This window comes from Streptomyces sp. NPDC005925 (assembly GCF_040638805.1).
In the GTDB taxonomy this organism is placed as follows: domain Bacteria; phylum Actinomycetota; class Actinomycetes; order Streptomycetales; family Streptomycetaceae; genus Streptomyces.
This window is the reverse complement of sequence record NZ_JBEXVL010000004.1, coordinates 360,646-383,783: the sequence shown is the minus strand read 5'-3', so window position 1 is coordinate 383,783 and position 23,138 is coordinate 360,646. Positions and strand designations below refer to the sequence as shown.

Sequence of the window (23,138 nt, the reverse complement as noted above, 5' to 3'; positions counted from 1 at the left end):
TATCTGGCGTTGACTTTTGGCACGCTGTTGAGTTCTCAAGGAACGGACGCTTCCTTTGTACTCACCCTCTCGGGCTTTCCTCCGGGCGCTTCCCTCCGGTCTTGCGTTTCCGACTCTATCAGATCTTTCCGATCCGATTTCCTCGGTGCTTTCCAGGTTCCCGCTTTCGCGTTTCCCTTTCCGGCGGTTCCGACTTTATCAGAAGTTCTGAGACCGGACTGACCGGCCGCTGATTTCCGAAGTATCGGGAGACGCTTCTCTGGAATCTGATGTTCCTGGAAGCAGACAGATCGTTCACCTTCGCCGGATCGGGCTCAACCCATCTCCAGGCAACTGTTCAAATCTACCTCCCCGGCCTCACCGCGTCAACGGCGTTTCCGGGGCGAGGAGGACACTAGCAGCTCCGCGGACAGGTCTGCACATCAGGCTGCTGTCGGCAGGCTCGCGCTGCGCTCGGCCGCGTCGACGTCACCCGTCCCGCCGGTGCGAGCTGCGCGACCGCCGAGGACATAGACGTAGGCCAGGAAGGCCGACTCGGCGACGGCGCCGATCGTGATGCGGGACCAGGTGGGCAGGTCAGAGGGGGTGACGAAGCCTTCGACGGCGCCGGAGACGAAGAGCACCACGGTGAGACCCACAGCCATGCCCAGGGCTGCTCGGCCCTCCTCGGCGAGTGCCGCGCGACGGGTGCGTGGACCGGGGTCGACGAGGGTCCAGCCGAGTCGCAGGCCTGTGCCGGCGGCGACGAAGACGGCGGTGAGTTCGAGAAGGCCGTGCGGGAGGACGAGTCCGAGGAACGTGTCCAGGCGGCCGGCCTCGGACATCAGGCCGATGCCTACGCCGAGATTCAGCATGTTCTGGAAGAGGACCCACAGGACCGGGAGGCCGAGGAAGACCCCCAGGATCAGGCACAGCGCGGCGGCCCAGGCGTTGTTCGTCCACACCTGGGCCGCGAAGGAGGCTGCCGGGTGGCTGGAGTAGTAGGTCTCGTACTGGCCCCCGGGCCGGGTCAGCTCGCGGAGTTCGCCAGGGGCCGCGATGGTGGCCTGCACCTCGGGATGGGTGCCGATCCACCAGCCCAGGAGGGCTGCGACCAGGGTGGACACCAGTGCTGTGGGTACCCACCAGTGCCGTGACCGGTAGACCGCTGCGGGGAAACTGTGAGTGAGGAAGCGGGTGACGTCTCGCCAGTCGGCGCGCCGGGTGCCTGCCACGGCACTGCGCGCCCGTGCCACGAGCCGGCTGAGCCGGCCTGTCAGCTGTGGGTCAGGGGCGCTGGACTGGATCAGGGACAGGTGCGTGGCGGTGCGCTGGTACAGAACGACGAGTTCGTCGGTCTCGACTCCGGTGAGGCGGCGCCGACGGCCGAGCAGGGCGTCGAGGCGGTCCCACTCCGCTCGGTGGGCGGCGACGAAGACGTCGAGGTCCATCGGTGTGCCTGCTCCTGGGCTGCTCGGCGGCGGCTCGTCATGGGTCAGCTTGTCGTACTGCGGCGCGATACGCCCTCAGCTTGGCAGACTGGCCGTGTTCGGGGCAGGTCAGGGGAAGGGCGGCGGGCGTGAGTGAGCTGGTGACGGGCGAGGCGGTGGCCCTGGAGCTGCGCCCTGCGAGGCTGCCCAGCAGGGCGCTGGCCGTGCTGCTCGATCTGTCGGTGGCGGTGGCCGCGTACATCACCGTGGCACTCGGGCTGGTGGCTGCCACCTCTTCGTTGGACGAGGCGGCGCAGACCGCGTCGTCGATCGCGGCGTTCGTGCTGCTGCTGGTGGGCGGGCCGATCGCTGTCGAGACGCTGAGTCACGGGCGGTCGCTCGGCAAGATGGCGTGCGGGCTGCGGGTGGTGCGTGACGACGGCGGGCCGATCCGGTTCCGGCACGCGCTGGTGCGCGGTTTGATCGGGGTGGTCGAGATTCTGATGACGTTCGGGGCTGTCGCCTGTATCGCCTCTCTGGTGTCCGAGCGTGGGCGGCGGCTCGGAGACGTCTTCGCGGGGACACTGGTGGTGCGGGAACGGATACCGGTGGCGCCGTCGGCTTTCGTACCGCCGCCTCCGCCCTGGCTGGCGGGACGGTTCTCGGAGCTCGACCTGTCGGCCGTGCCGGATGATCTGTGGCTCGCAGTACGGCAGTACCTGACGCGGATGCAGCAGCTCGATCCGCAGGTCGGTCACGTCCTGGCGCAGCGGCTGGCGGCCGATCTCGCGGCGCGTACGGGAACGCCCGTGCCGCACGGTGTCCCGGCCGGGGCGTATGTGGCCGCGGTGGTGCAGGAGCGGCAGGCGCGTGAGGCGCGGCGGGCCTTCGGGGACGGTGCTGCCGGGGTCGGGGTGGCCTCTGCGGCGGGCTTCGCGACGTCGCCGTACGCGGGCACCGCCCAGCCTTGGGCGGTGCCCGCCGTGCCCGTGTCACCGCCCGTCCCTCAGGGCGGACGGGCGCCCGGCGTCGAGCCGGCCGGTCCGGTCGCAGTGTCGGCGCAGGACGTTGAGGCTTCCGAGCGGCGCCGGTCCACCGGGTTCGTCCCGCCGGCCTGATCCACGCCCGCATCGCTGTCGCGGCTGTCTGCCGACTCCTCGTCAGGGGAAGACGGACGGCGGTGACTCCAGGTCCTCCAGCTCGATGCCGGGGGCCGCGAGGATCACGTCGCCGGCGATGTGGACGGTGTGCTGCTCGCCCGTGTCCAGGGCTGTGACCTGGTATGCGTCCACGGTCAGGGGGCCGTTGTCAGTGGCGTGTGCTTCGCTGTTCATCAGTGCCCACGACTGGTCCACGGTGCGGGGGGCGAGGACTGGGTCGGTGAAGGCGACGAGGCGCACGCGGGTGGCGGACCCGGAGGGGGTGAGGCGCAGGAGACGACTGGTGGCGACGAGGAACGCGGGGGACGTGCCGGTGAAGGCGTGGGCGCGCACATGGCCTTCGGTGGCTTCGGTTCCTGTCGGGTCGGTACGGACCCAGGTGACGCCGTCGATGGCGGCGCCGCGGATTTGCCAGCTCGCCGCGTGGAGTTCGAGGCGGATGGGGCGGCCGAGTTCGTCGAGGGCCAGGTCGACCGAGCCGCGGTGATCGCCGGACGGGGCGGTCAGCTGGGAGACGTAGCGCCAGCCGGACGGGCCGACGGCGCAGTGGAAGTGCTCTTCTGCGAGGGGGGTGTGATCGTGCGGATCGTGGAGCGAATAACGGCCGCGGGGCATCGGGGTCCAGGGTCTTGACGGGCCGGTCCGGGCATGGGGAGCCCGTTGCCGGACGGGAGCCAAAGGGGCAGGCCCCCGGCACGGGGGTGCGGGGGCCTGCCTCTGGGGAACTGCCGCCGTGGGCGCGTCCGTGCGTGTCGGCACCGACGCGCTCACCGCGAGCGGCGGCCGGGCGCCGGGCTCAGTAGCGGTAGAGGTCCGACTTGTACGGGCCCTCGACCTGGACGCCGATGTACTCGGCCTGCTCGGGGCGGAGCGTGGTCAGCTTCACGCCGAGCGCGTCGAGGTGGAGGCGGGCGACCTTCTCGTCGAGGTGCTTGGGCAGCACGTAGACGCCGGTCGGGTACTCGTCGGGCTTGGTGAACAGCTCGATCTGGGCCAGGGTCTGGTCCGCGAAGGAGTTGGACATCACGAACGACGGGTGGCCGGTGGCGTTGCCCAGGTTCAGCAGGCGGCCCTCGGACAGCACGATGATCTTCTTGCCGTCGGAGAAGGTCCAGGTGTGGACCTGCGGCTTGACCTCGTCCTTCACGATCCCGGGGATCTTGGCGAGGCCGGCCATGTCGATCTCGTTGTCGAAGTGGCCGATGTTGCCCACGATGGCCTGGTGCTTCATCTTGGCCATGTCGCCGGCCATGATGATGTCCTTGTTGCCGGTCGTGGTGATGAAGATGTCGGCCGTCTCGACGACGTCGTCCAGGGTCGTGACCTGGTACCCGTCCATCGCGGCCTGCAGGGCGCAGATCGGGTCGATCTCGGTGATGATCACGCGGGCGCCCTGGCCGCGCAGGGACTCCGCGCAGCCCTTGCCCACGTCACCGTAGCCGCACACGACGGCGGTCTTGCCGCCGATCAGGGTGTCCGTGGCGCGGTTGATGCCGTCGATGAGGGAGTGGCGGCAGCCGTACTTGTTGTCGAACTTCGACTTGGTGACGGCGTCGTTCACGTTGATCGCCGGGAAGAGGAGGAGGCCGTCGCGCTGCATCTCGTACAGGCGGTGGACGCCCGTCGTGGTCTCCTCGGTCACGCCGCGGATCTCGGAGGCCAGCTGGGTCCACTTCTGGGGGCTCTCGGCCACCGTGCGGGTCAGCAGTTCGAGGATGACGCGGTGCTCGTCGGACTCGGCCGTGTCGGGCGAGGGGACGTTGCCGTCCTTCTCGTACTCGACACCCTTGTGGACGAGGAGGGTGGCGTCGCCGCCGTCGTCCAGGATCATGTTCGGGCCGCCGGTGGGGCTGTCGGGCCAGGTCAGCGCCTGCTCCGTGCACCACCAGTACTCCTCGAGGGTCTCACCCTTCCAGGCGAAGACCGGGATGCCCCGGGGGTTGTCCGGAGTGCCGTTCGGACCGACGGCGATGGCGGCCGCGGCGTGGTCCTGGGTGGAGAAGATGTTGCAGGACGCCCAGCGGACGCGGGCGCCGAGGGCGACCAGGGTCTCGATGAGGACGGCGGTCTGCACGGTCATGTGCAGGGAGCCGGTGACGCGGGCGCCCTTGAGGGGCTGTGACTTGGCGTACTCCTCGCGGATCGCCATCAGGCCGGGCATCTCGTGCTCGGCGAGGGTGATCTCCTTGCGGCCGAACTCGGCCAGGGAAAGGTCGGCGACCTTGAAGTCCTGCCGGTTGTCGACAGTCGTCATGCGAGCTGCTCCTCGGGGTGTGGGTCGAGGTGGGTACGGCTGGTCTGCGCGACGGCGGACACAGGGGTGCCCGAAGAGGACACAGGCATGCCCGCGTACGCGCAGCGCAGTCCGTCGGAGGCCCTCTCTCCCTCGGTCGGCCCGTACACGGGCCGCCCGACCGCCATCAGCAGCGACGTCTGGCTCCCCACCAAGCTACACCGCCCGCCCCGGGCGTCCCCAGCCCGCCTGCGAACACATCGCGCCGAACTCGCCGGGCGGCACCGGGTGCTCGGCGGACACCCGGCGGCCGGAGCGCACGTGAGGAGGGTGCCCACCGCAGCCTCGTCCGCCCCGGCCGTCCCGGCCGACAAGGCGCAGGTCCTCCAGCTGGACCCGGACCAGCGCGTCGAGCCCACGTGCGGACCGGGCCGCGGCCGGGCGTGGGGAGGGCAGGCCGGTAATGGTCGTAGGGGCCCACCGAATCGGCCGGTGGGCCCCTACGACCGGGGCACGGGTAACGGTGCCGGCGGCGGACGAGGACCTGGCGGTGTTCCGGCGCCGACGGGCCTCGGGTGCGGGCCGAGCACCGGTCCGCGCGAAGAACGCCCTACGGCCGTCCGGGTCGCCTCCGTTACGGGAGGAGTTTCGCGCGGGTCAGTGGGCCTCGTCGTTCGGGACGGGGCCGCCCGGGGTGGCCTCGGGGTCGGGGCCCTTGGCGGCCTCGGTCTCGCTGTAGATGTCGGGTTCGAGGTAGATGACGCGGGCGATCGGGACGGCTTCGCGGATGCGGGCCTCGGCGGCGTTGATGGCGGCGGCGATCTCGCCGGCCGTGTCGTCGTGGTCCACGGCGATCTTGGCGGCGACCAGCAGCTCCTCGGGGCCGAGGTGCAGGGTGCGCATGTGGATGATCCGGGTGACGACCTCGCCGTCCACGATGGCGGCCTCGATCTTCCTGACCTCGTCCAGGCCGGCGGACTCGCCGAGCAGCAGCGACTTGGTCTCGGCGGCCAGCACGAGGGCGATCAGGATGAGCAGGATGCCGATGCAGAGGGTGCCGATGCCGTCCCAGACGCCGTCGCCGGTGAGCAGGGCGAGGCCGACGCCGCCGAGGGCGAGGACCAGTCCGACGAGCGCGCCGAGGTCCTCCAGCAGGACGACGGGCAGCTCGGGCGCCTTGGCGTGGCGGACGAACTCCTTCCAGGAGCGCTTGCCGCGCAGGGTGTTGGACTCCTTGATGGCGGTGCGGAAGGAGAAGGACTCGGCGATGATCGCGAAGACGAGGACACCGACCGGCCAGTACCAGTGCTCCAGCTCGTGGGGGTGCTTGATCTTCTCGTAGCCCTCGTAGAGGGCGAACATGCCGCCGACGGAGAAGAGCACGATGGAGACCAGGAACGCGTAGACGTACCGCTCACGGCCGTAACCGAAGGGGTGCTGCGGGGTGGCCCGCCGCTCGGCCTTCTTGCCTCCGACCAGCAGCAGTGCCTGGTTGCCCGAGTCGGCGAGCGAGTGCACCGACTCGGCGAGCATCGACGAGGAGCCGCTGAAAAGGAACGCCACGAACTTCGATACCGCGATCGCCAGATTCGCGGCGAGTGCCGCAACGATCGCCCTGGTGCCGCCTGACGCGCTCATGTGTCCGCGTGTCCCTTCGCCTTCGTACGTTACGCAGTCCAGGCCTTTGCCCGTCCTTTGCCGGTGGGTCATTGTTGCAGCACGGTTCGGCGGCGGTGCGGCGGTCCGCCCGGCGGGCTCGGTCAGGCCACCACGGTGGCCCGGAAGACCGTACCCGATCCGGACATCTCTACCTTTTCGCTTGCCGGGACGAACACGGAGTGGCCGGGGGTCAGTTCGTGTTCGCCGGCTCGCACGGCTCCTGCGGTGCACAGCAGGATCTGCGGGGTGGCGACGGTGAGGTCGCGGGCGGCGGCGCCCTCCGGGAGGACGTGGCGGGACAGGCGGAACTCGTCGATCGGGGTCGCGTAGACCTCCTCGCCGTCCGGGGAGGCCTCCGGGCGCAGGACCCCGGGGTCGGCGGGCTCGAAGCGGACGACGCGCAGGAGTTCGGGGACGTCGACGTGCTTGGGGGTGAGACCGCAGCGCAGGACGTTGTCGGAGTTGGCCATGATCTCGACGCCGAGCCCGTCGAGGTAGGCGTGCGGGATGCCGGCGCCGAGGAACAGGGCCTCGCCGGGCTGGAGCCGGACGTGGTTGAGCAACATCGCGGCGATGACGCCGGGGTCGCCCGGATAGTGGTGGGCGATGCCGGCGTAGGGCGCGTAGTCGCCGCCGAGGCGGTCGCAGGCGGCCGTGGCCTCGGTGACCGTGGCGGCCATCTCCTCGGGATCGGCGGTGAGGATCGCGGTCAGCACCTCGCGCAGCGCCGCCTCCTCGGGGTGGGCGCGCAGCAGGTCGGCATACGGCTTGAGGGAGTCGACGCCGAGGCCGTCGAGCAGGGCGGCGGCCTCGGCCAGGCGGCGGAAGCCGCACAGGCCGTCGAACTCGGTCAGCGCGCAGAGGAGTTCGGGCTTGTGGTGGGCGTCCTTGTAGTTGCGGTGCGGGGCGTCCGCAGGGACGCCCCGGCGCTCCTCGTCCTCGTAGCCCGCCTTCGCCTGCGCCAGGTCGGGGTGCACCTGGAGGGAGAGCGGGGCGCCGGCGGCGAGGATCTTCAGCAGGAACGGCAGGCGCGGGCCGAACTTCGTCACGGCCGCGGCGCCCAGTTCGCGTTCCGGGGCGGCCTCGATGACGTCCAGCAGCGTGCCGCGCGGGGTGCGCGAGGGCGCGCCCGGGTGGGCGCCCATCCACATCTCGGCCTGCGGTTCGCCGGTCGGCTCGACCCCGAGCAGTCCGGGGATCGCGGTGGGGGAACCCCAGGCGTAGGGGCGGATGGTGTTGTCGAGGCGGTCCATGTGGTTCTGGTTCTCTCTGCCGGTCTCTGTGCGCACAAGGTGCGTACGGGCTGCGTGCGTACGACGCCGGTTCGGAGCCATGTACGGCGGTCAGGGCGTCATCGGCAAGATCAGGCCCTCGAAGCGAGCGCCAGGTAAACGGCGGCGAAATCCGTGACGGCGATCAGTTCGGCGAGGGTCGCGAGTTCGCCGCCCTCCTCCGGTTCCAGTTCGCTGATCGGCGTGTCGTGGCTGAGGGCGAGGTCGCGGGCGGCCGGGGCGGCGGAGATGCCGCCGGTCGGACGGTCACGCAGCAGCACCACGCGCGCGTGCAGAGCGGGGGGTTCCTCGACGCGGTCGCGGAAGAAGTCGCCCGGGTCGGAGCCGGCGGCCAGGGGCCCGGCGAGCAGGGCGCTGTGTGCGGCGAGCGCCTCGGGCAGTTCGGCGACGACCGCGGGTATGCCGGACAGTTCGGCGAGCGCCGAGGCGAAGCGGCGTCCGGCGGGGCCCGCCGAGATGCCTTCCGTCCAGACCAGCGGGAGCGCGTCGGCGAGCTCGGCGGCAAGAGTCTTGGCCGGGTTGCTGTAGGTGACGATGGCGGGTCCGCAGCGTTCCGCGACGAGGTCGAGACGGTCGGCGACCTTGTCGAGGGCTTCGCGGGGCGCGCTGAGCAGGCCGGTGCGGTCCAGGAGGGCGAGGAGCGGGGTGAGAAGCGCCCACAGGACGCCCGGAGCGGACGCCGCCAGGGGTTCTTCCTGGTCGTAGGGGGAGGTTGCAAGGGGGACGAACAGACCGTGCGAGCCGTTCACCGAATCGGCGAGCGGGGAGCCTGCGGGGGCCACGGCGACGACGGTGCAGCCGCGTCGGTAGGCCTGCTCGGCGAGCAGGGACAGGCCGGGCTCGGTGCCGTCCGGGGTGGCGATCAGCAGCAGGTCCACGGAGCCGGCCCAGCCGGGCAGTTCCCAGCGCAGGGCGCCCGCGGCCGGTGCGACGCCGGTGGGCGCCAGGCGGGTCACGGGGCTGCCGGCGCCGGCGAGGGTGCCCAGCAGGTCGGCGGCCTGGGTGGCGGCGGCGCCGGGGCCCGCGATGAGGACGGCGCGGGGGCGGCCGTCGGGCCTCAGGTCGTTGATGCCCGCCTCGGCGGCGTGCCGGGCGGCGGTGCGGACCCGGGCGCCGGCCTCGGCGGCGCCGCGGAGCAGTCCGCGGTGGTCGGCCTCGGCGAGCCCTTGCGGGCTGTCGAGCAGCGCTTCGTCCAGCATGGGCGGCAGCCTCCGATCGCCGGGACGTCGATTACGCGGGACGGCGTGCTTCGTCGACGAGGAGGACGGGGATGCCGTCGCGGACGGGGTAGGCCAGTCCGCAGTCCTGGCCGGTGCAGACCAGCTCGCTGTCCTGCTCCTCGAGGGGGGCGTGGCAGGCGGGGCAGGCGAGGATCTCCAGGAGGCCGGCTTCGAGCGGCATGGGGTGGTCCCTTCGAGCGGGGCGGGTGGGCGGACGGCTCTGCGGATGTGCCTGGTCAGGGTACCGCCGGTGGCCGGCGGGTGTGGGGTCCGGCGGGCGCGTCCCGGGGCTTCGGGTGTCCGTCCGCTGATCGCCGGGCGAGTCGTTGAAGCGGTCGAGCGCCGCGGGGTGGGGCGGGTGAAGCGATCGAAGGGCGTCGGACCTGGCCCGCTGCACGTCGGACGTGCGGGGCACGGGGTTCACGTGTCCGTCCGCCGCGGGGTCGGCTGAAGCCGTCGGGACCGCGAGTCGGGCGAGGCGATCGAGAGCGTCGGACCTGCTCCGCTGCACGTCGGACGTGCGGGACACGGGGTTCACGTGCCGGTCCGCTGCGGGGCAGCGTAGGGGACCTCGACGGCTCGGGTTCCCCGGTCTCGGGGACGCCGGTCCTCGGCCCGTCGGCACGGGGGCGTCCACGCCCGGGGCGGCTCGGCCCCGGACGTGCCTGGCCTTCGGAGCCGCCCGGGTTCGGGCAACCGGCCCGCGGGGCCATCGGTTTTCGGACTCGCCGGCCCTCGGAGCCGCCCCCTTCCGTGGAGACACTGCCCCTCGCGGCCTTCGGATTTCCCGGCCCTCGGGCCCCCGGTTCGCGGAGCGGCCGCCCCTCGGACCCGTCGACTCCGGACACGTCGGCCGCGAACGCCTCGGCGCGGACCCCTCAACTGCGGATGATCGCCAGGGCCTCGTCGCGCACCTTGGCCATCAGCGTCTCGTCCCTCGCTTCCACGTTCAGGCGGAGGAGGGGTTCCGTGTTGGAGGGGCGGACGTTGAACCACCAGTCGGTGGCGGTGACGGTCAGGCCGTCGAGTTCGTCCAGGGTGACGCCCTCGCCCTCACGGTCCCCGTACGCGGCTCTGATCGCGGCGAGGCGGGCCTGCTGGTCGTCCACCGTGGAGTTGATCTCGCCGGACCCGGCGTAGCGGTCGTACTGGGCGACGAGGCCGGACAGCGGGCCGTCCTGTCCGCCGAGGGCTGCGAGGACGTGCAGGGCGGCCAGCATGCCGGTGTCGGCGTTCCAGAAGTCGCGGAAGTAGTAGTGCGCGGAGTGCTCGCCGCCGAAGATCGCGCCGGTGCGGGCCATCTCGGCCTTGATGAAGGAGTGGCCGACGCGCGTGCGCACCGGCGTGCCGCCGTTCTCCCGGACGACCTCCGGAACCGACCAGGAGGTGATCAGGTTGTGGATGACGGTGCCCCTGCCTCCGTTCCTGGCGAGCTCGCGGGCGGCCACCAGTGCCGTGATCGCGGACGGCGGGACGGGTTCGCCGCGCTCGTCGACGACGAAGCAGCGGTCGGCGTCGCCGTCGAAGGCGATGCCGAGGTCGGCGTCCTCCTCGCGGACGCGCTGCTGCAGGTCGACCAGGTTGGCCGGGTCGAGGGGGTTGGCCTCGTGGTGGGGGAAGGTGCCGTCCAGTTCGAAGTACATCGGGACGAGCTCGACGGGCAGGCCGCCGAAGACCGTCGGGACGGTGTGCCCGCCCATGCCGTTGCCCGCGTCGACCACGGCCTTCAAGGGGCGTACGGCGCTGAGGTCGACCAGGGAGCGCAGGTGGGACGCGTAGTCCTCCAACGTGTCGCGCGCCGTGATCGTGCCCGGCCGGGCGGCCGGCTGCGGGGCGCCCGACGTGCTCCAGCCTTCGACCAGCGCGCGGATCTCGGCGAGGCCGGTGTCCTGACCGACCGGGGCGGCGCCCGCGCGGCACAGCTTGATGCCGTTGTACTGCGCCGGATTGTGCGAGGCGGTGAACATCGCGCCCGGCAGGTCCAGCACGCCCGAGGCGTAGTAGAGCTGGTCGGTCGAGCACAGGTGGATCTCGGTGACGTCGACCCCGCGCGCCGCCGCGCCGCGCGCGAAAGCACGCGCCAGGCCCGGGGACGAGGGGCGCATGTCGTGCCCGGTGACGATCGCGGTGGCGCCGGTGACCTGGACGAACGCCGCTCCGAAGAGCTCGGCGAGGGCCTCGTCCCACTGGTCGGGGACGACGCCGCGCACGTCGTACGCCTTCACGATCTGTGACAGATCAGCAGCCACGGCCAACCCTTCTGAAAGTCCCGTCGGTCACCACAAACTACCCGTAGGCACTGACAATCCGTGTCGGGCACCCCAGGTGGGCGGCCGGTCTCGGCCTCGGCCGGGGGGTCCGTGCGGTCCGGTGCGGGAATTCCGGCGGGACTCGGATCAGTTGTCGGGCGACCGCAGGACCCGCAGGTGCCCTCGGCGGGCGACCTCCATCGGGTCGGCGGCGCGTCCGCCGCCCGCTTCCGCGACCCGCTCCTGGGGGCGCGCGGCCTCGCGCACGGCGTTGGCGAGCGCTTCCAGGTCGTCACCGCTGGGCCGGGCCGGTGCCGAGCTGTCGAGGAGCCGGACGACCTCCCAGCCGCGCGGCGCAGTGAGGCGCTCGGAGTGCTCGGCGCACAGGTCGTAGCAGTGGGGTTCGGCGTAGGTGGCGAGCGGGCCGAGGACCGCGGTCGAGTCGGCGTAGACGTACGTCAGCGTCGCAACGGCGGGTCGGCCGCAGGCGGTGCGCGAACAGCGACGTACAGGGCTCACGACGTTGGACGGTACCGCACTCTTGAGCGGGCCGCGACGACTCTCCCCCAGGTCACTCACCCGTGTCGTGGCGCGAAACGCCCCACACGTCCTCTCTGCCCAACCTTCTTGACCTGCGCGGACGTCGGCGGCCCGAATGCCGTCCCGTCCGGACACGGCACACGGGCCGACCCGAACCCTGCCCTTCACCTGGAGACCGGCAGGTCCGGAGGCCTATGAGTTTGAGCCAACCTTGGCCGGATCAGTCCCCCTGTGCCGCACCCTGCCGGGCGGCCGGCAGGACGCGGAACCGGGCGGCCGGGCCCGGCGGGGACTACCCTTCACCAGTGATGGACACCCCCGTGACTCCCCCTGCCGCCGGCCGCGGGCCCCGCCGCCGTGATCGCCACGGCAGGGGCATGCGCGGCCCGATCGCACCACCTCAGGTGCCCCTCGCCGCCAGCCGCGCCGAGATGTTCGCCGATCTGGTGCAGGACTCCGTGGAGCGCCTGGAGCGGCGGTGGCCGCAACTCTCCGACATCGATTTCCTCGTCCTGGAGGTACCGCACCTCGACGGCCCCGGCCAGGTCTGGGACGACGAGGTCGTCCCGCTCGGCGGCACCGTCCCCGCGCGGGACGGCCGACCCGCGCGGGTGGTCGTCTACCGGCGGCCCGTCGAGATCCGTACCAAGGGGCGCGACGAGCGGGCCGCGCTGGTGCACGAGGTGGTCGTGGAGCAGGTCGCCGACCTGCTCGGACTCACCCCGGAGACAGTGGACCCGCGGTACGGCGAGGACTGAGGCGGGCGGGACGGCCGCAGGGCGTCCGTCGCGCCGACCGGTGCTCGGCCCGCACCGTGCCCTGCCTAGCGCTGGAGCACCGCCAAATCCTCGTCCGCCTCCGGCACCGCCACCATGCCCCGGTCGTCCGGGAGCGTCTGCACCGTGAAGCCCTGGACGTCCCCGGTGGCCCTGAGCATGCGGGTCGCATACACGGTGCCGCCCTCCGGCTCCACCGTCAGGGCGTAGGTGCCCTTGGCGCCGCTCGGCACCGGCGCCTCGACGTCCTGGGTCGTGCCGGCCTTGATCGTGTACGTCTTGGTCGCCGTGGCGCCGCCCTCGCTGCCCGCCGACGCCGTGACCTTGACCTTCGCCGTTCCGAGGGGCGCGGTCAGGGAGAGTGTGGTGCCCTTGGCGGTGTTGCCCACGCACGTCGCGCGCGTGCTCACCGGGCTGGTCGCCGGGACGAACGCCGTCTCCTCCGCGCCCGCCCTGCCGCGCACTACTCGCGCCGCGGCCACGACCGGCACGGAGCGGTCCGTCGGCGTCAGCACCAGGGAGCCCGCCTCCCCGCGCGTGAGGTCCCCCAGGTCGACGGCGGTCGTCATGCCCGCCTTCACGTGCACCGTCTCGTGCCCGGCGGGGGTGATCAGGCCGGACGGCGAGGCCAGCCGCACCTTCAGGTCGGCGTCGGCGTCGCCGGGCGTGAACAGCACGAGCCGCACCTCCTTGGCGTCCTTCGGAAGGCCCGGCAGGACGAGGCTGCCCGCCGGATCCGTAGCCGCCGCCAGCCAGTCGCCGCCCAGTTCGTCGTCGAGCGCCTGCACCGCGGCGCCGACCCGGCCGCTGCGCACGCTCACGTGCACGGTGAGGTTGGTCTGCTCGGCCTCGGTCAGCGTGGACAGCAGAACCGGCTCGCTCGCGTGCGGCTTGACCGTGATGCCCTCGCCCACCTCGGACTTGAGGGCCCCGTCCTTGCCGTAGAGCTCGATGTCCACCACGGCGGCCGAATCGTCCGGGTTGGTCAGGTGTACGTAGTCGGTGCGGTCGGCGGCCGTACTTGCGGCCGGGAACCAGAACTCGGTGTCCGGGGCGGTGCAGTTGACGCCCTGCAGGCCGCGGCCGGAGCCGGCGGCGATCTCCGTGGTCGCCTGCACGGTCCAGCCGGGCGCGTACCGCCCCTCGGCCGTGCCGATCAGCGCGGGCGCTTCGCTGCCGGAGCTCTCGCCGGTCGCCGGTCTGCCGGGCGCGGCGGGCTTCAGCACGGGCTTGTCGGACCGCCTGTCGCTGTCGTCGGCGTCCTTGCCCTCGTCCGACTCGGGGGCCGCCACGCGCAGTTCGGCCTTGCCGCCGCTGCCGGCGCCCTTCGTGACGGGTGTGAAGGAGGTGTACGACGTCTCGGCGAGGTCCGAGTTGCTCGGCGTCGGGCACAGCAGGCTCGTACGCTCCACGGGCAGTTGGACGGCCGATGTCGCGCCCGTGTCCGTGCCGGACGCGTCCGGTGCCATGAGCGCGGCGACCCCGGTGAGGGCCGCGAGCGCGGCCGTGCCGGCGATCAGGGACTGGGTCGTGCGGTTCACTGCTGGCTCCCGTCGGGACGCTCACTGCCGGTGCCGTGCGGCGGATGCCCGCCGGGGTCGTACGCCGCCGGGTCGTAGCCCTGCTGGTACGGCTGTTCGTAGGTGCCCTGCTGGACCTGCTCGCCGTAGCCGTACGGGTCGTACTGGCCGGTCTGGTAGGGGTCCTGGTAGCCCTGGCCGTACCCGGCGTACTGCTGGTCGCCCTGGTACTGCTCGCCCTGGTGGCCGCCGTAGCCGTCGTACCCGGCGCCCTGATAGGTGGCGGCGTCCCAGTCCCCGTAGGGCTGCTGGGGCGGTAGGGGCACCGGTGCCTCCTGCGGCACGGGAGGCGTCTCGCTGTCCTGGTGTGCCGACTCGGGTGCCTGCTCGGGAGCCTCCTGCGCGCCGCGGGCGGATTCCTCGGCCTCCGCCTGCGCGCGCAGCCTGCGGGCCCGGCGCCCTTCGCCCTCGACGGCCTGTACCGGCACGACCGGCTCGTCGGGCATGTCGTCGTCGATGTCGCGGCGGCGGCCCGGCAGGGCGAGGACGACGAGGACCACGGCCAGGAGGCCCTGCGTCCACAGCCACGCGGTGTGCCCGAACGGGTCCTCGTAGACGACGTCCAGCCTGCCGCCGGAGGCGGGGAGTTCGAACCCCTGGGCCCAGCCGTCGACGGTGGTGGGAGTGAGCGGACTGCCGTCCAGGGTGGCCGTCCATCCGTCGGCCGCGGTGTCGGCGAGGCGCAGGACACGGCCCTCGGCGCCGGTCGGGATCGTGGTGTGGATCCCGACGGGGCCCGCGGCCACCGGCTGCGGCGCGGCCGAGCCGGATGCCGAGCCGGAGCCCGACGCGGGGACGATCGCCGCGCGGGAGACCTGCCGGTCGACGCGCCACAGTGCGCCGCCGTCCTGCTGGCTCAGCCGGCTCAGGCCGGGCGTGGCGTCCAGGATGCGGCTGATCTGGCGGGGGGCGCCAGGGTGGACCATGACGTAGCGCACGGCGAAGCCGCCGAGCTGGTCGGCCTGGTCGGCGCCGGAACCGGCGACGAGGTTGGCGACGACCTTGTCGAGCCTGTCGTTCTCACCGTCGGCCGCGGCGATCTCGGCGTCGCCGAGGCGTGCGCCGGAGCCGCGCACCAGCACGTACCCGACGTGGGCGGCGGAGTCGGAGTCGAGGACGAGGGTGCGGGCCTGGTCGCGGGTACCGCTCTCCTCGGCGACGAACGCGGGCACCTGCACGGGGTCGCGCCGCTCCACCGGCCCGTCGGCGCCGCGGATCATCCAGCCGGCGGCGACGAGCAGCGGGCCCGCGGCGCAGGCGAACGCGATGAGCGCGGCCACCGGCTGGCGCCAGCCGAAGCTCTGCTCGGCGACGCGCGCGCGTGCCCCGTCGGCGCCGAGGGCCGCGGCGGACAGCAGGGCGATGCCGTAGACGAGGGTGGCGGGCCCGGCCCAGGTGGAGCCGTTGGACAGGGCCGCGAAGGTGAGGCCGACGAGGGCGACGGCCCAGGCCGTCCGGATGCCCAGCTGCCGCTCGGAGCGCAGCAGGGCGGCCAGCGCGGCGAGCACGATGCCGGCGAGCAGCAGGCCGTCGACCGTGCCGGGGCCACCGGGGCTCGCGCCGAGCAGGTCGAGCGCGGAGGCGGCCGAGGCGCCGTAGTCCAGGCCGGCCTCGCGGAAGAAGCCGAACGGCAGCAGCGAGAGCGACCACGGCGCGAGCACCAGCAGGGGGGTGCCGAGCTGGGCGAGGAGCCGCAGCCCGTGCGCCGCGAGGTCGGTACGGCGCAGCGCGAGCAGGCCGATGCCGAGGACCAGAGCTACGGGCCAGACGAGGGGCGTGAAGGCGGTGGTGAACGTCAGCAGCAGTGCGTACGCCCAGGTGGCGCGCCAGCTGCCGCGCCCGCCGGAAGAGATCGCGAGGCCGCCGGCCGCGATGCCCGCGCGGGCGAGGAGCGGCAGCAGCACGGCCAGGACGGCGGTGCCGATGCGGCCGCCGGCGAGTGCTCCGGTGGCGGCGGGCAGGAAGGCGTAGGCCACGGCCGCCCACGCGCGCAGCAGCCGGGACTCGACGAGCGGGCGGGAGGCGAAGTAGGCGGTGACGCCCGCCAGCGGCACGGAGGCGACCAGCAGGACGGCGACGGCGAGGCCGGTGGAGCCGAACAGCAGGGACGCCAGCAGGGCCACGATCGCGAGGTAGGGCGGGGCGGAGGCGGTGCCGCCCGCGCCCACGGCGTGCCAGTCGTCCAGGTGACGGGACCACAAATCGTCGACGTCGGCCGGTGCGGGCAGCAGGGCGCCGCCCGCGAGCGCGCCGCCGCCGAGGAGCCCGCGGCAGGCGACGAGCGAGACGAGCAACAGCACAAGGAAGAGGACCGGCCCGGGCTTGCGGGCGATGCGCTTGAGGCGGGCGAACTGCTCGACCTGCATGAAGTCGGCGTCGTCGCCGCCGGGCCCGGACTCGATCGCGCCGCCGTGCCGGCCCGCGCCGGTGACGGCGTCGGGGTCGGAGCGGCCGACGAGGTCGCCGGCGACCTGTTCGACGGTGGCGCGGACGGTCGCGCCGGGCGGCGGGAACAGCGGCCGCAGCTCGGCCCGGTCGACCTGGGGCCGGCCTCGGTGGCGCCGGGCGGCGATGATCCGCTCGGGCCGCAGCAGGGTGCCCACGAGGCCGCGGATCTCGTCGAGTGCTTGCCCCGGGGCCTTGCCGACGAGGTAGGCGAGGGTCCGCAGAAACGTGCCGAGCACCAGGCGCAGCAGCACCCAGGCCAGCGTGGCCGTGGGGGTGTTGGCGAGGAGCGTGTAGGCGGCGCCCGCCTTGTCGACCTTGTGCGGGGAGGCGGCGGTGCGGCCGACGCAGTCGACGGTGCGGCGCTCGCGGGAGGCGGCCTCGGCGTGCCGGACGACGGCGTCGGGTGCGACGAGGACGCGGTGGCCCGCGGCGTGGGCGCGCCAGCACAGGTCGACGTCGTCGCGCATCAGGGGCAGGCGCCGGTCGAAGCCGCCGAGCCGGTCGAAGATGTCGCGGCGTACGAGCATGCCGGCGCTGGACACCGACAGCACGGGGCGGACGTGGTCGTGCTGGCCCTGGTCCTGCTCGCGGCGGTCCAGGCCGGTCCAGCGGCGGCCGGAGTGGGCGATGGTGACGCCGACTTCGAGGAGCTGCCTGCGGTCGTACCAGCCGCGGAGCTTGGGGCCGACGACGGCGACGTCGGTGCGGCCGAGCTCGTGCTCGGTCTCCACGACGCGCAGCAGCTGGGCCAGGGCGTCGGGTTCGGGGGCGCAGTCGTCGTGCAGGAGCCAGAGCCATTGGACGGGTTCGCCGTACGGCAGCTCGGGCATGTCGTAGGCGTCGTCGCGCCACGTGCGCGTGACGGGGTCCCAGCCGCTCGGGCGGCGCAGGTACGGCAGCTCGTCCGGGGTGAGGTGGGGCGCGGTGCGGTTGGCCTCCTCGACCGCCTGGCCGAAGCCGGTGCGGCGGGCGAGGTGCAGGACGCGGTCGGCGCCAAGGGCGTCGGTGACGAGCTGCGCGGAGTTGTCCGCGCTGCCGGTGTCGGCCGCCACGGCGTACTGCACGGGTCGCTCCTGGCCGAGCAGCGCGGAGAGCGCGTCGGGCAGCCAGCGGGCGCCGTCGTGGGAGACGAGGACCGCGGTCACCACATGACGCGGAAACTCAGGGGCGGCAGCAGCGGTGTCTTGCCGGGCTGCCGGGTGGCTGTGCACGGACATCGAGGTACGGGCCCCGGTTCGGTGGACTGCGGTGGACGTCTGTGCCCCGAGGGGGCAGCGAGGCGTCTCGGACGAGCGACCACACTATCGGCTGGGCAGCACTACGGCCCGTCGCCTGTGGATAACCCACGCGCGACGGGCCGTTCGGGAAATATGTCCGTAAGTGTCCGTGCCCGTCGGGCGCGGGGTGCCGGTTCAGACGGCGGCCTTCTTGAGCCGACGGCGCTCCCGCTCGGACAGGCCGCCCCAGATGCCGAAGCGCTCGTCGTTCGCGAGGGCGTACTCGAGGCACTCGGAGCGGACCTCGCAGGCGAGGCAGACCTTCTTGGCCTCTCTCGTGGAACCGCCCTTCTCGGGGAAGAAGGACTCGGGGTCGGTCTGGGCGCACAGTGCGCGCTCCTGCCAGCCGAGTTCCTCGTCCGCGTCGTCGACCAGCAGCTCCTGCACCGTTTCGGTCATGTGCGCCCCTCGTCCGTCTTTCGCGTCCCCGTGATGCGGCCGTTACCGTTTTCGGCTGAACGACACGAGTGAAATTACAAGTGTGCTGCTCCGGGCGAGTCAAGCCGAGATCTGCTATTGGGCCCCTTATTCACTCTGCGGAACCAAGGCCGTACGGAAAGTGTTCAAATACGCATAAACCGTGCAGGCAGAGGAGGCCCACCGAGCGCTCCGCCTCCGTACGGCTTCCGCACGGTCCGCAAGAGGGCCCGTACGGAGGAAGACGCCCGGTGATTCGATCTCGTTCCGACGGCGGCGACGAAGCGGACCCGATCACGTTCGGATCACGGGATCGCCACGGCGCACGCGCGCCCGGATGGACGCCATGTGTCCCGGCAGGTGGCTGAACAAACCTTTCCGCAGACCGTTGAACCGGATTGGGTGAACCCGATCCCACATACCGGCGCGGAGTTGACAGTGGTGGTGTGAGCCGCTGTCCTTGTGGGCATGCTCGCGAATTCGGCACGTACCTCGACCCGCACCGCCGGGTCCCTCGGTGCTGCCCGCGCTCGCTGTAGCTGTCGCTGTCCCGGCTGTTGAGCCCCACGCGCTCCGGCCGGCGCCCGGTCCACACGACCCGGCGCGGTTCCTCCCCCGTCCTTTCTCCGCCCTTCTCCACCGAGGACCCACCGCATCCATGAATAGCGACAGCGACCTCCAGATCGCCGGCGACATCCTCGAAGTCCCGCACCTGCTCCAGCCCCCGCGCGAACACCCGGCCACCGTCGCCGAGTTCGCCGGCCTGGCGCGCTCCGTCGCCGCCGACCGCTCCCAGTGGCAGCACCTCGTGCGCTACGACGCGACCACGCGCTGGTACCACCGGCTGCGCACCGGCCCCGGCTACGAGGTGTGGCTGCTGTCCTGGCTGCCCGGCCAGGACAGCGGGCCGCACGACCACGGCCCCTCGTCCGGCGTGATGACCGTCCTCGACGGCACCCTGACCGAGCGCACCGAGGACGGCACGCACGCCTGGGGCCCGGGCGCCCAGCGCGTGTTCGCGCCGGGATACGTGCACGAGGTGGTGAACGACACGCTGGAGCCGGCGGTCAGCCTGCACGTGTACTACCCGGGCCTGACGGAGATGACGATGCACGCGGCCCACTGCACGGCCACCGCCGCACCGCACGCACCGGCGGACACCGTAACGACGTGACGTGGCAGCCGGTTTTCCACAGGCCCGGCGCCACGCCTCCGTAGTTGTCCACAGCTCTCAACACGTCGGTCCGGCGGCTGACACACTGTTTCCATGCGCATTGTGGTTCTGGCAGGCGGCATCGGCGGTGCCCGGTTCCTGCGCGGTCTGAAGCAGGCCGCGCAGGACGCCGACATCACGGTCATCGGCAACACCGGCGACGACATCCACCTCTTCGGTCTCAAGGTCTGCCCGGACCTCGACACGGTGATGTACACGCTCGGCGACGGCATCGACGAGGAGCAGGGCTGGGGCCGTAGCGACGAGAGCTTCCACGTCAAGGAAGAACTGGCGGCCTACGGTGTCGGACCCGAGTGGTTCGGGCTCGGCGACCGGGACTTCGCCACGCACATCGTGCGTACGCAGATGCTGAGCGCCGGATTCCCGCTGAGCGCCGTCACCGAGGCCCTGTGCCGGCGCTGGAATCCGGGCGTGCGGCTCATCCCGATGTCCGACGACCGGATCGAGACGCATGTCGCGGTCGAAGTGGACGGCGAGCGCAAGGCGATCCACTTCCAGGAGTACTGGGTGCGGCTGCGGGCCTCCGTGCCCGCCGAGGCGGTCGTTCCCGTCGGCGCCGAGCAGGCCAAGCCCGCGCCGGGTGTGCTGGAGGCCATCGCGGGGGCGGACGTGATCCTCTTCCCGCCCTCCAACCCCGTCGTGTCCGTGGGCACGATCCTGGCGGTGCCCGGCATCCGCGAGGCGATCGCCGACGCCGGGGTGCCGGTCGTCGGCCTGTCCCCGATCGTCGGGGACGCTCCCGTGCGCGGGATGGCCGACAAGGTGCTGGCGGCGGTCGGCGTGGAGTCGACGGCCTCGGCCGTCGCCGAGCACTACGGCTCGGGCCTGCTGGACGGCTGGCTCGTCGACTCGGTCGACACGGACGCCGTCGCGCGCGTGGAGGCCGCCGGCATCCGCTGCCGGGCCGTGCCGCTGATGATGACCGACCTCGACGCGACGGCGCGGATGGCCCGTGAGGCACTCGCGCTCGCGGAGGAGGTACGGACACCGTGAGCGCGACCCCCGCGGACGGTTACCGGGTCTGGGCGGTGCCAGGCCTGCCCGAGGTCACGGCCGGCGACGACCTGGCCAAGCTGATCGCGGCCGCCGAGCCCGGCCTCGTGGACGGCGACGTCCTGCTCGTCACCTCGAAGATCGTGTCGAAGGCGGAGGGCCGGTCCGTCCAGGCGGCGGACCGTGAGGCCGCGATCGACGCCGAGACGGTGCGGGTGGTCGCCCGGCGTGGCGCGCTGCGCATCGTGGAGAACCGGCAGGGCCTGGTCATGGCCGCTGCCGGCGTCGATGCCTCCAACACCCCCTCGGGCACGGTCCTGCTGCTGCCCGAGGACCCCGACGCTTCGGCGCGAGCGATCCGCGCGGGGCTGCGGGACGTCCTCGGCGTCGACGTCGGTGTGCTCGTCACCGACACCACCGGCCGCCCCTGGCGCGCGGGCCTCACCGACGTGGCGATCGGCGCGGCCGGGGTGCGCGTCCTGGACGACCTGCGGGGCGGCACGGACACGCACGGCAACCCGCTCAGCGCCACCGTCGTCGCCACGGCGGACGAGCTGGCCGCCGCGGGTGACCTCGTGAAGGGCAAGGCCGCCGGGCTGCCCGTCGCCGTCGTCCGCGGACTGCCGCACGTGGTCGCCGAGGGCGACGACGACGGGGCGAGGGCCATGGTGCGTGCCGCGCGCGACGACATGTTCCGCCTCGGCACGTCCGAGGCCGTACGCCAGGCGGTCACCGGGCGCCGTACGGTCCGGTCGTTCACGGACGAGCCCGTGGACCCCGGCGCGGTGCGCCGGGCGGTGGCCGCGGCCGTGACCGCCCCCGCCCCGCACCACACGACGCCGTGGCGTTTCGTCCTGCTGGAGTCGCAGGCGTCCCGCACCCGGCTGCTCGACTCGATGCGGGACGCGTGGATCGCGGACCTCCGGCGGGACGGCAAGAGCGAGGAGTCGATCGTCAGACGGGTGCGGCGCGGCGACATCCTGCGCCACGCGCCGTACCTCGTCGTGCCGTGCCTGGTCATGGACGGCTCGCACACGTACGGCGACGCGCGGCGGGACGGTGCGGAGCGGGAGATGTTCGTCGTCGCCACGGGCGCGGGCGTGCAGAACTTCCTCGTCGCCCTGGCCGGGGAGCGGCTCGGTTCGGCCTGGGTGTCGTCCACGATGTTCTGCCGGGACGTCGTACGGCGGGTGCTGGACCTGCCGGACGGCTGGGACCCGATGGGCGCGGTGGCGGTGGGGCATCCGGCGCAGGATCCGAGCCCGCGTCCGGAGCGGCGGGCCGACGCGTTCATCGAGGTGCGCTGAGCCCTCGCCACAAGCCGTCGTCGAGGACGCCCCGCCTCTCCGCCTCGCCTTTATTCTCATAGGACACTTAGGACACTTTCGTAGCACCTCGGTCCGTCATTCCTTCCCTTCTCGCATCCCTGGGGCCTCTCGTGGCAGGACGCTTCGCACCTCGGCCCACGCGTACGACTGTGCGCGGTGGCGATGTCGCCGTGCCCGGGGGCGTGCCGCGGCAGGCATCGGGTGCGACGCCGGCCCGGGCCCGGGTGCGCACGTGGGCGCCGGAGGGTCCGCTCGACCTGGGGCTGGTGCTGGGGCCGCTGCGGCGCGGGCCGAGTGATCCGACGTTCCGCGCGACGCCGGACGGCTCGGTGTGGCGGGCGAGCCGGACACCCGCCGGGCCGGGGACGTTGCGCGTCTCCCGGATCGGCGACGGCATCCGCGGTGAGGCCTGGGGGCCGGGGGCGGAGTGGCTGCTGGACCGGCTTCCCGACCTGCTCGGTGCGGCGGACGACCCGTCGCTGTTCACCCCGCGGCACAAACTGCTGGCGCTCACGCGGCACCGCCGGCCCGGCCTGCGGCTGACGCGTACCGGGCTGGTGCTGGAGTCGCTGATCCCGTCGGTCCTGGAGCAGAAGGTCACGACCATCGAGGCGTACCGGGCGTGGCGGCTGCTGGTGCGCACGTACGGGGAGCCGGCGCCGGGGCCCGCGCCGGAGCGGATGTACGTCATGCCGGAGCCGCGGACATGGGCGCTGATCCCGTCGTGGGGGTGGCACCGGGCCGGGGTCGACGACAAGCGGGCGGCCACGATCCTGCGTGCGGTGCGGGTCGCCGCGCGGATGGAGGAGGCGACGCGGATGGAGCCGGCGCAGGCGCAGGCGCGGCTGGAGGTCGTGCCGGGGATCGGGCCGTGGACGTCGGCGGAGACGGTGCAGCGCAGTCATGGGGCGCCGGACGCGGTGACCGTGGGGGATCTGCACCTGCCGGGGATCGTGGGGTGGGCGCTGGCGGGGGACCGGGGGGCCGATGACGCGGTGATGCTGGAGTTGTTGGCGCCGTACGCGGGGCAGCGGCATCGGGCCGCGCGGCTGGTCCTGTTGAGTGGACGGGTGCCGGCGCGGCGGGCACCGCGGATGCCCGTCGGAGACATCCGGCGCTGGTGACGGTGCGGGCCACCGCGGCCGGGGAACACGGGGGGTCTCCTGGGCGGGGCGGTGACCTGCGGTGGCTTCGCCTCCGGCGTCCCGGTGCCTGCCGTGACTTCCCGGCGTCGGGATGACCGTCGGCTGCTCAGGGCCCGGCCCCGGCACCGGGGGTTGCCTCACCGTCGTCGCCGCGACCGTGAGCCATGTGACACCCCGC

At 72.8% G+C, this 23,138-nt stretch carries 19 protein-coding genes; 6 read left to right on the top strand and 13 right to left on the bottom strand.

Going from position 1 to position 23,138, the window contains the following annotated elements:
• Window positions 1-422: 422 nt before the first annotated feature.
• A complete protein-coding gene (locus ABZ354_RS08560) occupies window positions 423-1,430 on the bottom strand; it encodes a stage II sporulation protein M (RefSeq protein WP_358654316.1) in 1,008 nt (335 codons plus the stop codon).
• A 128-nt stretch (window positions 1,431-1,558) separates the two neighbouring features.
• Between ABZ354_RS08560 and ABZ354_RS08555 the strand changes: the two genes are divergently transcribed.
• Window positions 1,559-2,527, top strand: a complete 969-nt coding sequence (locus ABZ354_RS08555) for an RDD family protein (protein ID WP_358654314.1) — start codon at window positions 1,559-1,561, stop codon at window positions 2,525-2,527.
• 42 nt (window positions 2,528-2,569) lie between these two features.
• On the opposite strand, the gene ABZ354_RS08550 is transcribed toward ABZ354_RS08555, so the two are convergent.
• The 9 genes from ABZ354_RS08550 to ABZ354_RS08510 form a co-directional block, all read right to left on the bottom strand.
• Window positions 2,570-3,184 (bottom strand): hypothetical protein, encoded by a 615-nt coding sequence (locus ABZ354_RS08550; RefSeq protein ID WP_358654312.1) that lies wholly within the window; start codon window positions 3,182-3,184, stop codon window positions 2,570-2,572.
• Window positions 3,185-3,365: 181 nt separating this feature from the next.
• Window positions 3,366-4,823: an adenosylhomocysteinase gene (ahcY, locus tag ABZ354_RS08545; protein WP_358654310.1), complete on the bottom strand. Its 1,458-nt coding sequence runs from the start codon at window positions 4,821-4,823 to the stop codon at window positions 3,366-3,368.
• Complete coding sequence (locus tag ABZ354_RS08540; RefSeq protein WP_358654308.1) at window positions 4,820-5,014, bottom strand: hypothetical protein; 195 nt, start codon at window positions 5,012-5,014, stop codon at window positions 4,820-4,822. The genes ahcY and ABZ354_RS08540 overlap by 4 nt, the downstream gene beginning before the upstream one ends.
• 445 nt (window positions 5,015-5,459) lie before the next feature.
• A complete protein-coding gene (locus tag ABZ354_RS08535; RefSeq protein ID WP_358654306.1) occupies window positions 5,460-6,440 on the bottom strand; it encodes a cation diffusion facilitator family transporter in 981 nt (326 codons plus the stop codon).
• Between the two features lie 122 nt (window positions 6,441-6,562).
• Window positions 6,563-7,714 carry a mannose-6-phosphate isomerase, class I gene (manA, locus tag ABZ354_RS08530; RefSeq protein ID WP_358654371.1) on the bottom strand — a complete coding sequence of 384 codons (1,152 nt, stop codon included), beginning with the start codon at window positions 7,712-7,714 and terminating at the stop codon, window positions 6,563-6,565.
• A 110-nt stretch (window positions 7,715-7,824) separates the two neighbouring features.
• Entirely contained in the window at window positions 7,825-8,952 is a 1,128-nt protein-coding gene (locus ABZ354_RS08525) for an SIS domain-containing protein (protein ID WP_358654304.1), read from the bottom strand.
• Window positions 8,953-8,983: 31 nt separating this feature from the next.
• Window positions 8,984-9,154: a Trm112 family protein gene (locus tag ABZ354_RS08520; protein ID WP_358654302.1), complete on the bottom strand. Its 171-nt coding sequence runs from the start codon at window positions 9,152-9,154 to the stop codon at window positions 8,984-8,986.
• Window positions 9,155-9,851: 697 nt separating this feature from the next.
• Window positions 9,852-11,222: a phosphomannomutase/phosphoglucomutase gene (locus ABZ354_RS08515; RefSeq protein WP_358654300.1), complete on the bottom strand. Its 1,371-nt coding sequence runs from the start codon at window positions 11,220-11,222 to the stop codon at window positions 9,852-9,854.
• Between the two features lie 147 nt (window positions 11,223-11,369).
• Complete coding sequence (locus ABZ354_RS08510) at window positions 11,370-11,792, bottom strand: DUF3499 domain-containing protein (protein ID WP_358654369.1); 423 nt, start codon at window positions 11,790-11,792, stop codon at window positions 11,370-11,372.
• 278 nt (window positions 11,793-12,070) lie between these two features.
• On the opposite strand from ABZ354_RS08510, the gene ABZ354_RS08505 reads away from it, so the two are divergent.
• Complete coding sequence (locus ABZ354_RS08505) at window positions 12,071-12,520, top strand: metallopeptidase family protein (protein ID WP_358654298.1); 450 nt, start codon at window positions 12,071-12,073, stop codon at window positions 12,518-12,520.
• A gap of 65 nt (window positions 12,521-12,585) precedes the next feature.
• On the opposite strand, the gene ABZ354_RS08500 is transcribed toward ABZ354_RS08505, so the two are convergent.
• The 3 genes from ABZ354_RS08500 to ABZ354_RS08490 all read right to left on the bottom strand — a co-directional run bounded on the left by ABZ354_RS08500 (window position 12,586) and on the right by ABZ354_RS08490 (window position 18,242).
• Window positions 12,586-14,079: a DUF5719 family protein gene (locus ABZ354_RS08500; protein ID WP_358654296.1), complete on the bottom strand. Its 1,494-nt coding sequence runs from the start codon at window positions 14,077-14,079 to the stop codon at window positions 12,586-12,588.
• Window positions 14,076-17,783 carry a glycosyltransferase gene (locus tag ABZ354_RS08495; RefSeq protein WP_358654294.1) on the bottom strand — a complete coding sequence of 1,236 codons (3,708 nt, stop codon included), beginning with the start codon at window positions 17,781-17,783 and terminating at the stop codon, window positions 14,076-14,078. The genes ABZ354_RS08500 and ABZ354_RS08495 overlap by 4 nt, the downstream gene beginning before the upstream one ends.
• 195 nt (window positions 17,784-17,978) lie before the next feature.
• Window positions 17,979-18,242 carry a WhiB family transcriptional regulator gene (locus ABZ354_RS08490; protein ID WP_358654292.1) on the bottom strand — a complete coding sequence of 88 codons (264 nt, stop codon included), beginning with the start codon at window positions 18,240-18,242 and terminating at the stop codon, window positions 17,979-17,981.
• Window positions 18,243-18,918: 676 nt separating this feature from the next.
• On the opposite strand from ABZ354_RS08490, the gene ABZ354_RS08485 reads away from it, so the two are divergent.
• The 4 genes from ABZ354_RS08485 (at window position 18,919) to ABZ354_RS08470 (ending at window position 22,939) form a co-directional block, all read left to right on the top strand.
• Window positions 18,919-19,434: a cysteine dioxygenase family protein gene (locus tag ABZ354_RS08485; protein ID WP_358654290.1), complete on the top strand. Its 516-nt coding sequence runs from the start codon at window positions 18,919-18,921 to the stop codon at window positions 19,432-19,434.
• A gap of 93 nt (window positions 19,435-19,527) precedes the next feature.
• A complete protein-coding gene (gene cofD, locus ABZ354_RS08480) occupies window positions 19,528-20,487 on the top strand; it encodes a 2-phospho-L-lactate transferase (RefSeq protein ID WP_358654288.1) in 960 nt (319 codons plus the stop codon).
• Entirely contained in the window at window positions 20,484-21,794 is a 1,311-nt protein-coding gene (locus ABZ354_RS08475) for a coenzyme F420-0:L-glutamate ligase (RefSeq protein WP_358654286.1), read from the top strand. Before cofD ends, ABZ354_RS08475 begins: the two co-directional genes overlap by 4 nt.
• A gap of 131 nt (window positions 21,795-21,925) precedes the next feature.
• Window positions 21,926-22,939, top strand: a complete 1,014-nt coding sequence (locus ABZ354_RS08470; RefSeq protein WP_358654285.1) for a DNA-3-methyladenine glycosylase 2 family protein — start codon at window positions 21,926-21,928, stop codon at window positions 22,937-22,939.
• The last annotated feature ends 199 nt before the right edge of the window (window positions 22,940-23,138 follow it).

Excerpts from the sequence above, each read along its gene's own strand:
- ABZ354_RS08550 (WP_358654312.1), bottom strand. The coding sequence starts at position 3,184 with ATGCCCCGCGGCCGTTATTCGCTCCACGATCCGCACGATCACACCCCC.
- ahcY (WP_358654310.1), bottom strand. The coding sequence starts at position 4,823 with ATGACGACTGTCGACAACCGGCAGGACTTCAAGGTCGCCGACCTTTCC.
- ABZ354_RS08495 (WP_358654294.1), bottom strand. The coding sequence starts at position 17,783 with ATGTCCGTGCACAGCCACCCGGCAGCCCGGCAAGACACCGCTGCTGCC.
- ABZ354_RS08520 (WP_358654302.1), bottom strand. The coding sequence starts at position 9,154 with ATGCCGCTCGAAGCCGGCCTCCTGGAGATCCTCGCCTGCCCCGCCTGC.
- ABZ354_RS08490 (WP_358654292.1), bottom strand. The coding sequence starts at position 18,242 with ATGACCGAAACGGTGCAGGAGCTGCTGGTCGACGACGCGGACGAGGAA.
- ABZ354_RS08535 (WP_358654306.1), bottom strand. The coding sequence starts at position 6,440 with ATGAGCGCGTCAGGCGGCACCAGGGCGATCGTTGCGGCACTCGCCGCG.
- manA (WP_358654371.1), bottom strand. The coding sequence starts at position 7,714 with ATGGACCGCCTCGACAACACCATCCGCCCCTACGCCTGGGGTTCCCCC.
- ABZ354_RS08505 (WP_358654298.1), top strand. The coding sequence starts at position 12,071 with ATGGACACCCCCGTGACTCCCCCTGCCGCCGGCCGCGGGCCCCGCCGC.
- cofD (WP_358654288.1), top strand. The coding sequence starts at position 19,528 with ATGCGCATTGTGGTTCTGGCAGGCGGCATCGGCGGTGCCCGGTTCCTG.
- ABZ354_RS08525 (WP_358654304.1), bottom strand. The coding sequence starts at position 8,952 with ATGCTGGACGAAGCGCTGCTCGACAGCCCGCAAGGGCTCGCCGAGGCC.
- ABZ354_RS08560 (WP_358654316.1), bottom strand. The coding sequence starts at position 1,430 with ATGGACCTCGACGTCTTCGTCGCCGCCCACCGAGCGGAGTGGGACCGC.
- ABZ354_RS08485 (WP_358654290.1), top strand. The coding sequence starts at position 18,919 with ATGAATAGCGACAGCGACCTCCAGATCGCCGGCGACATCCTCGAAGTC.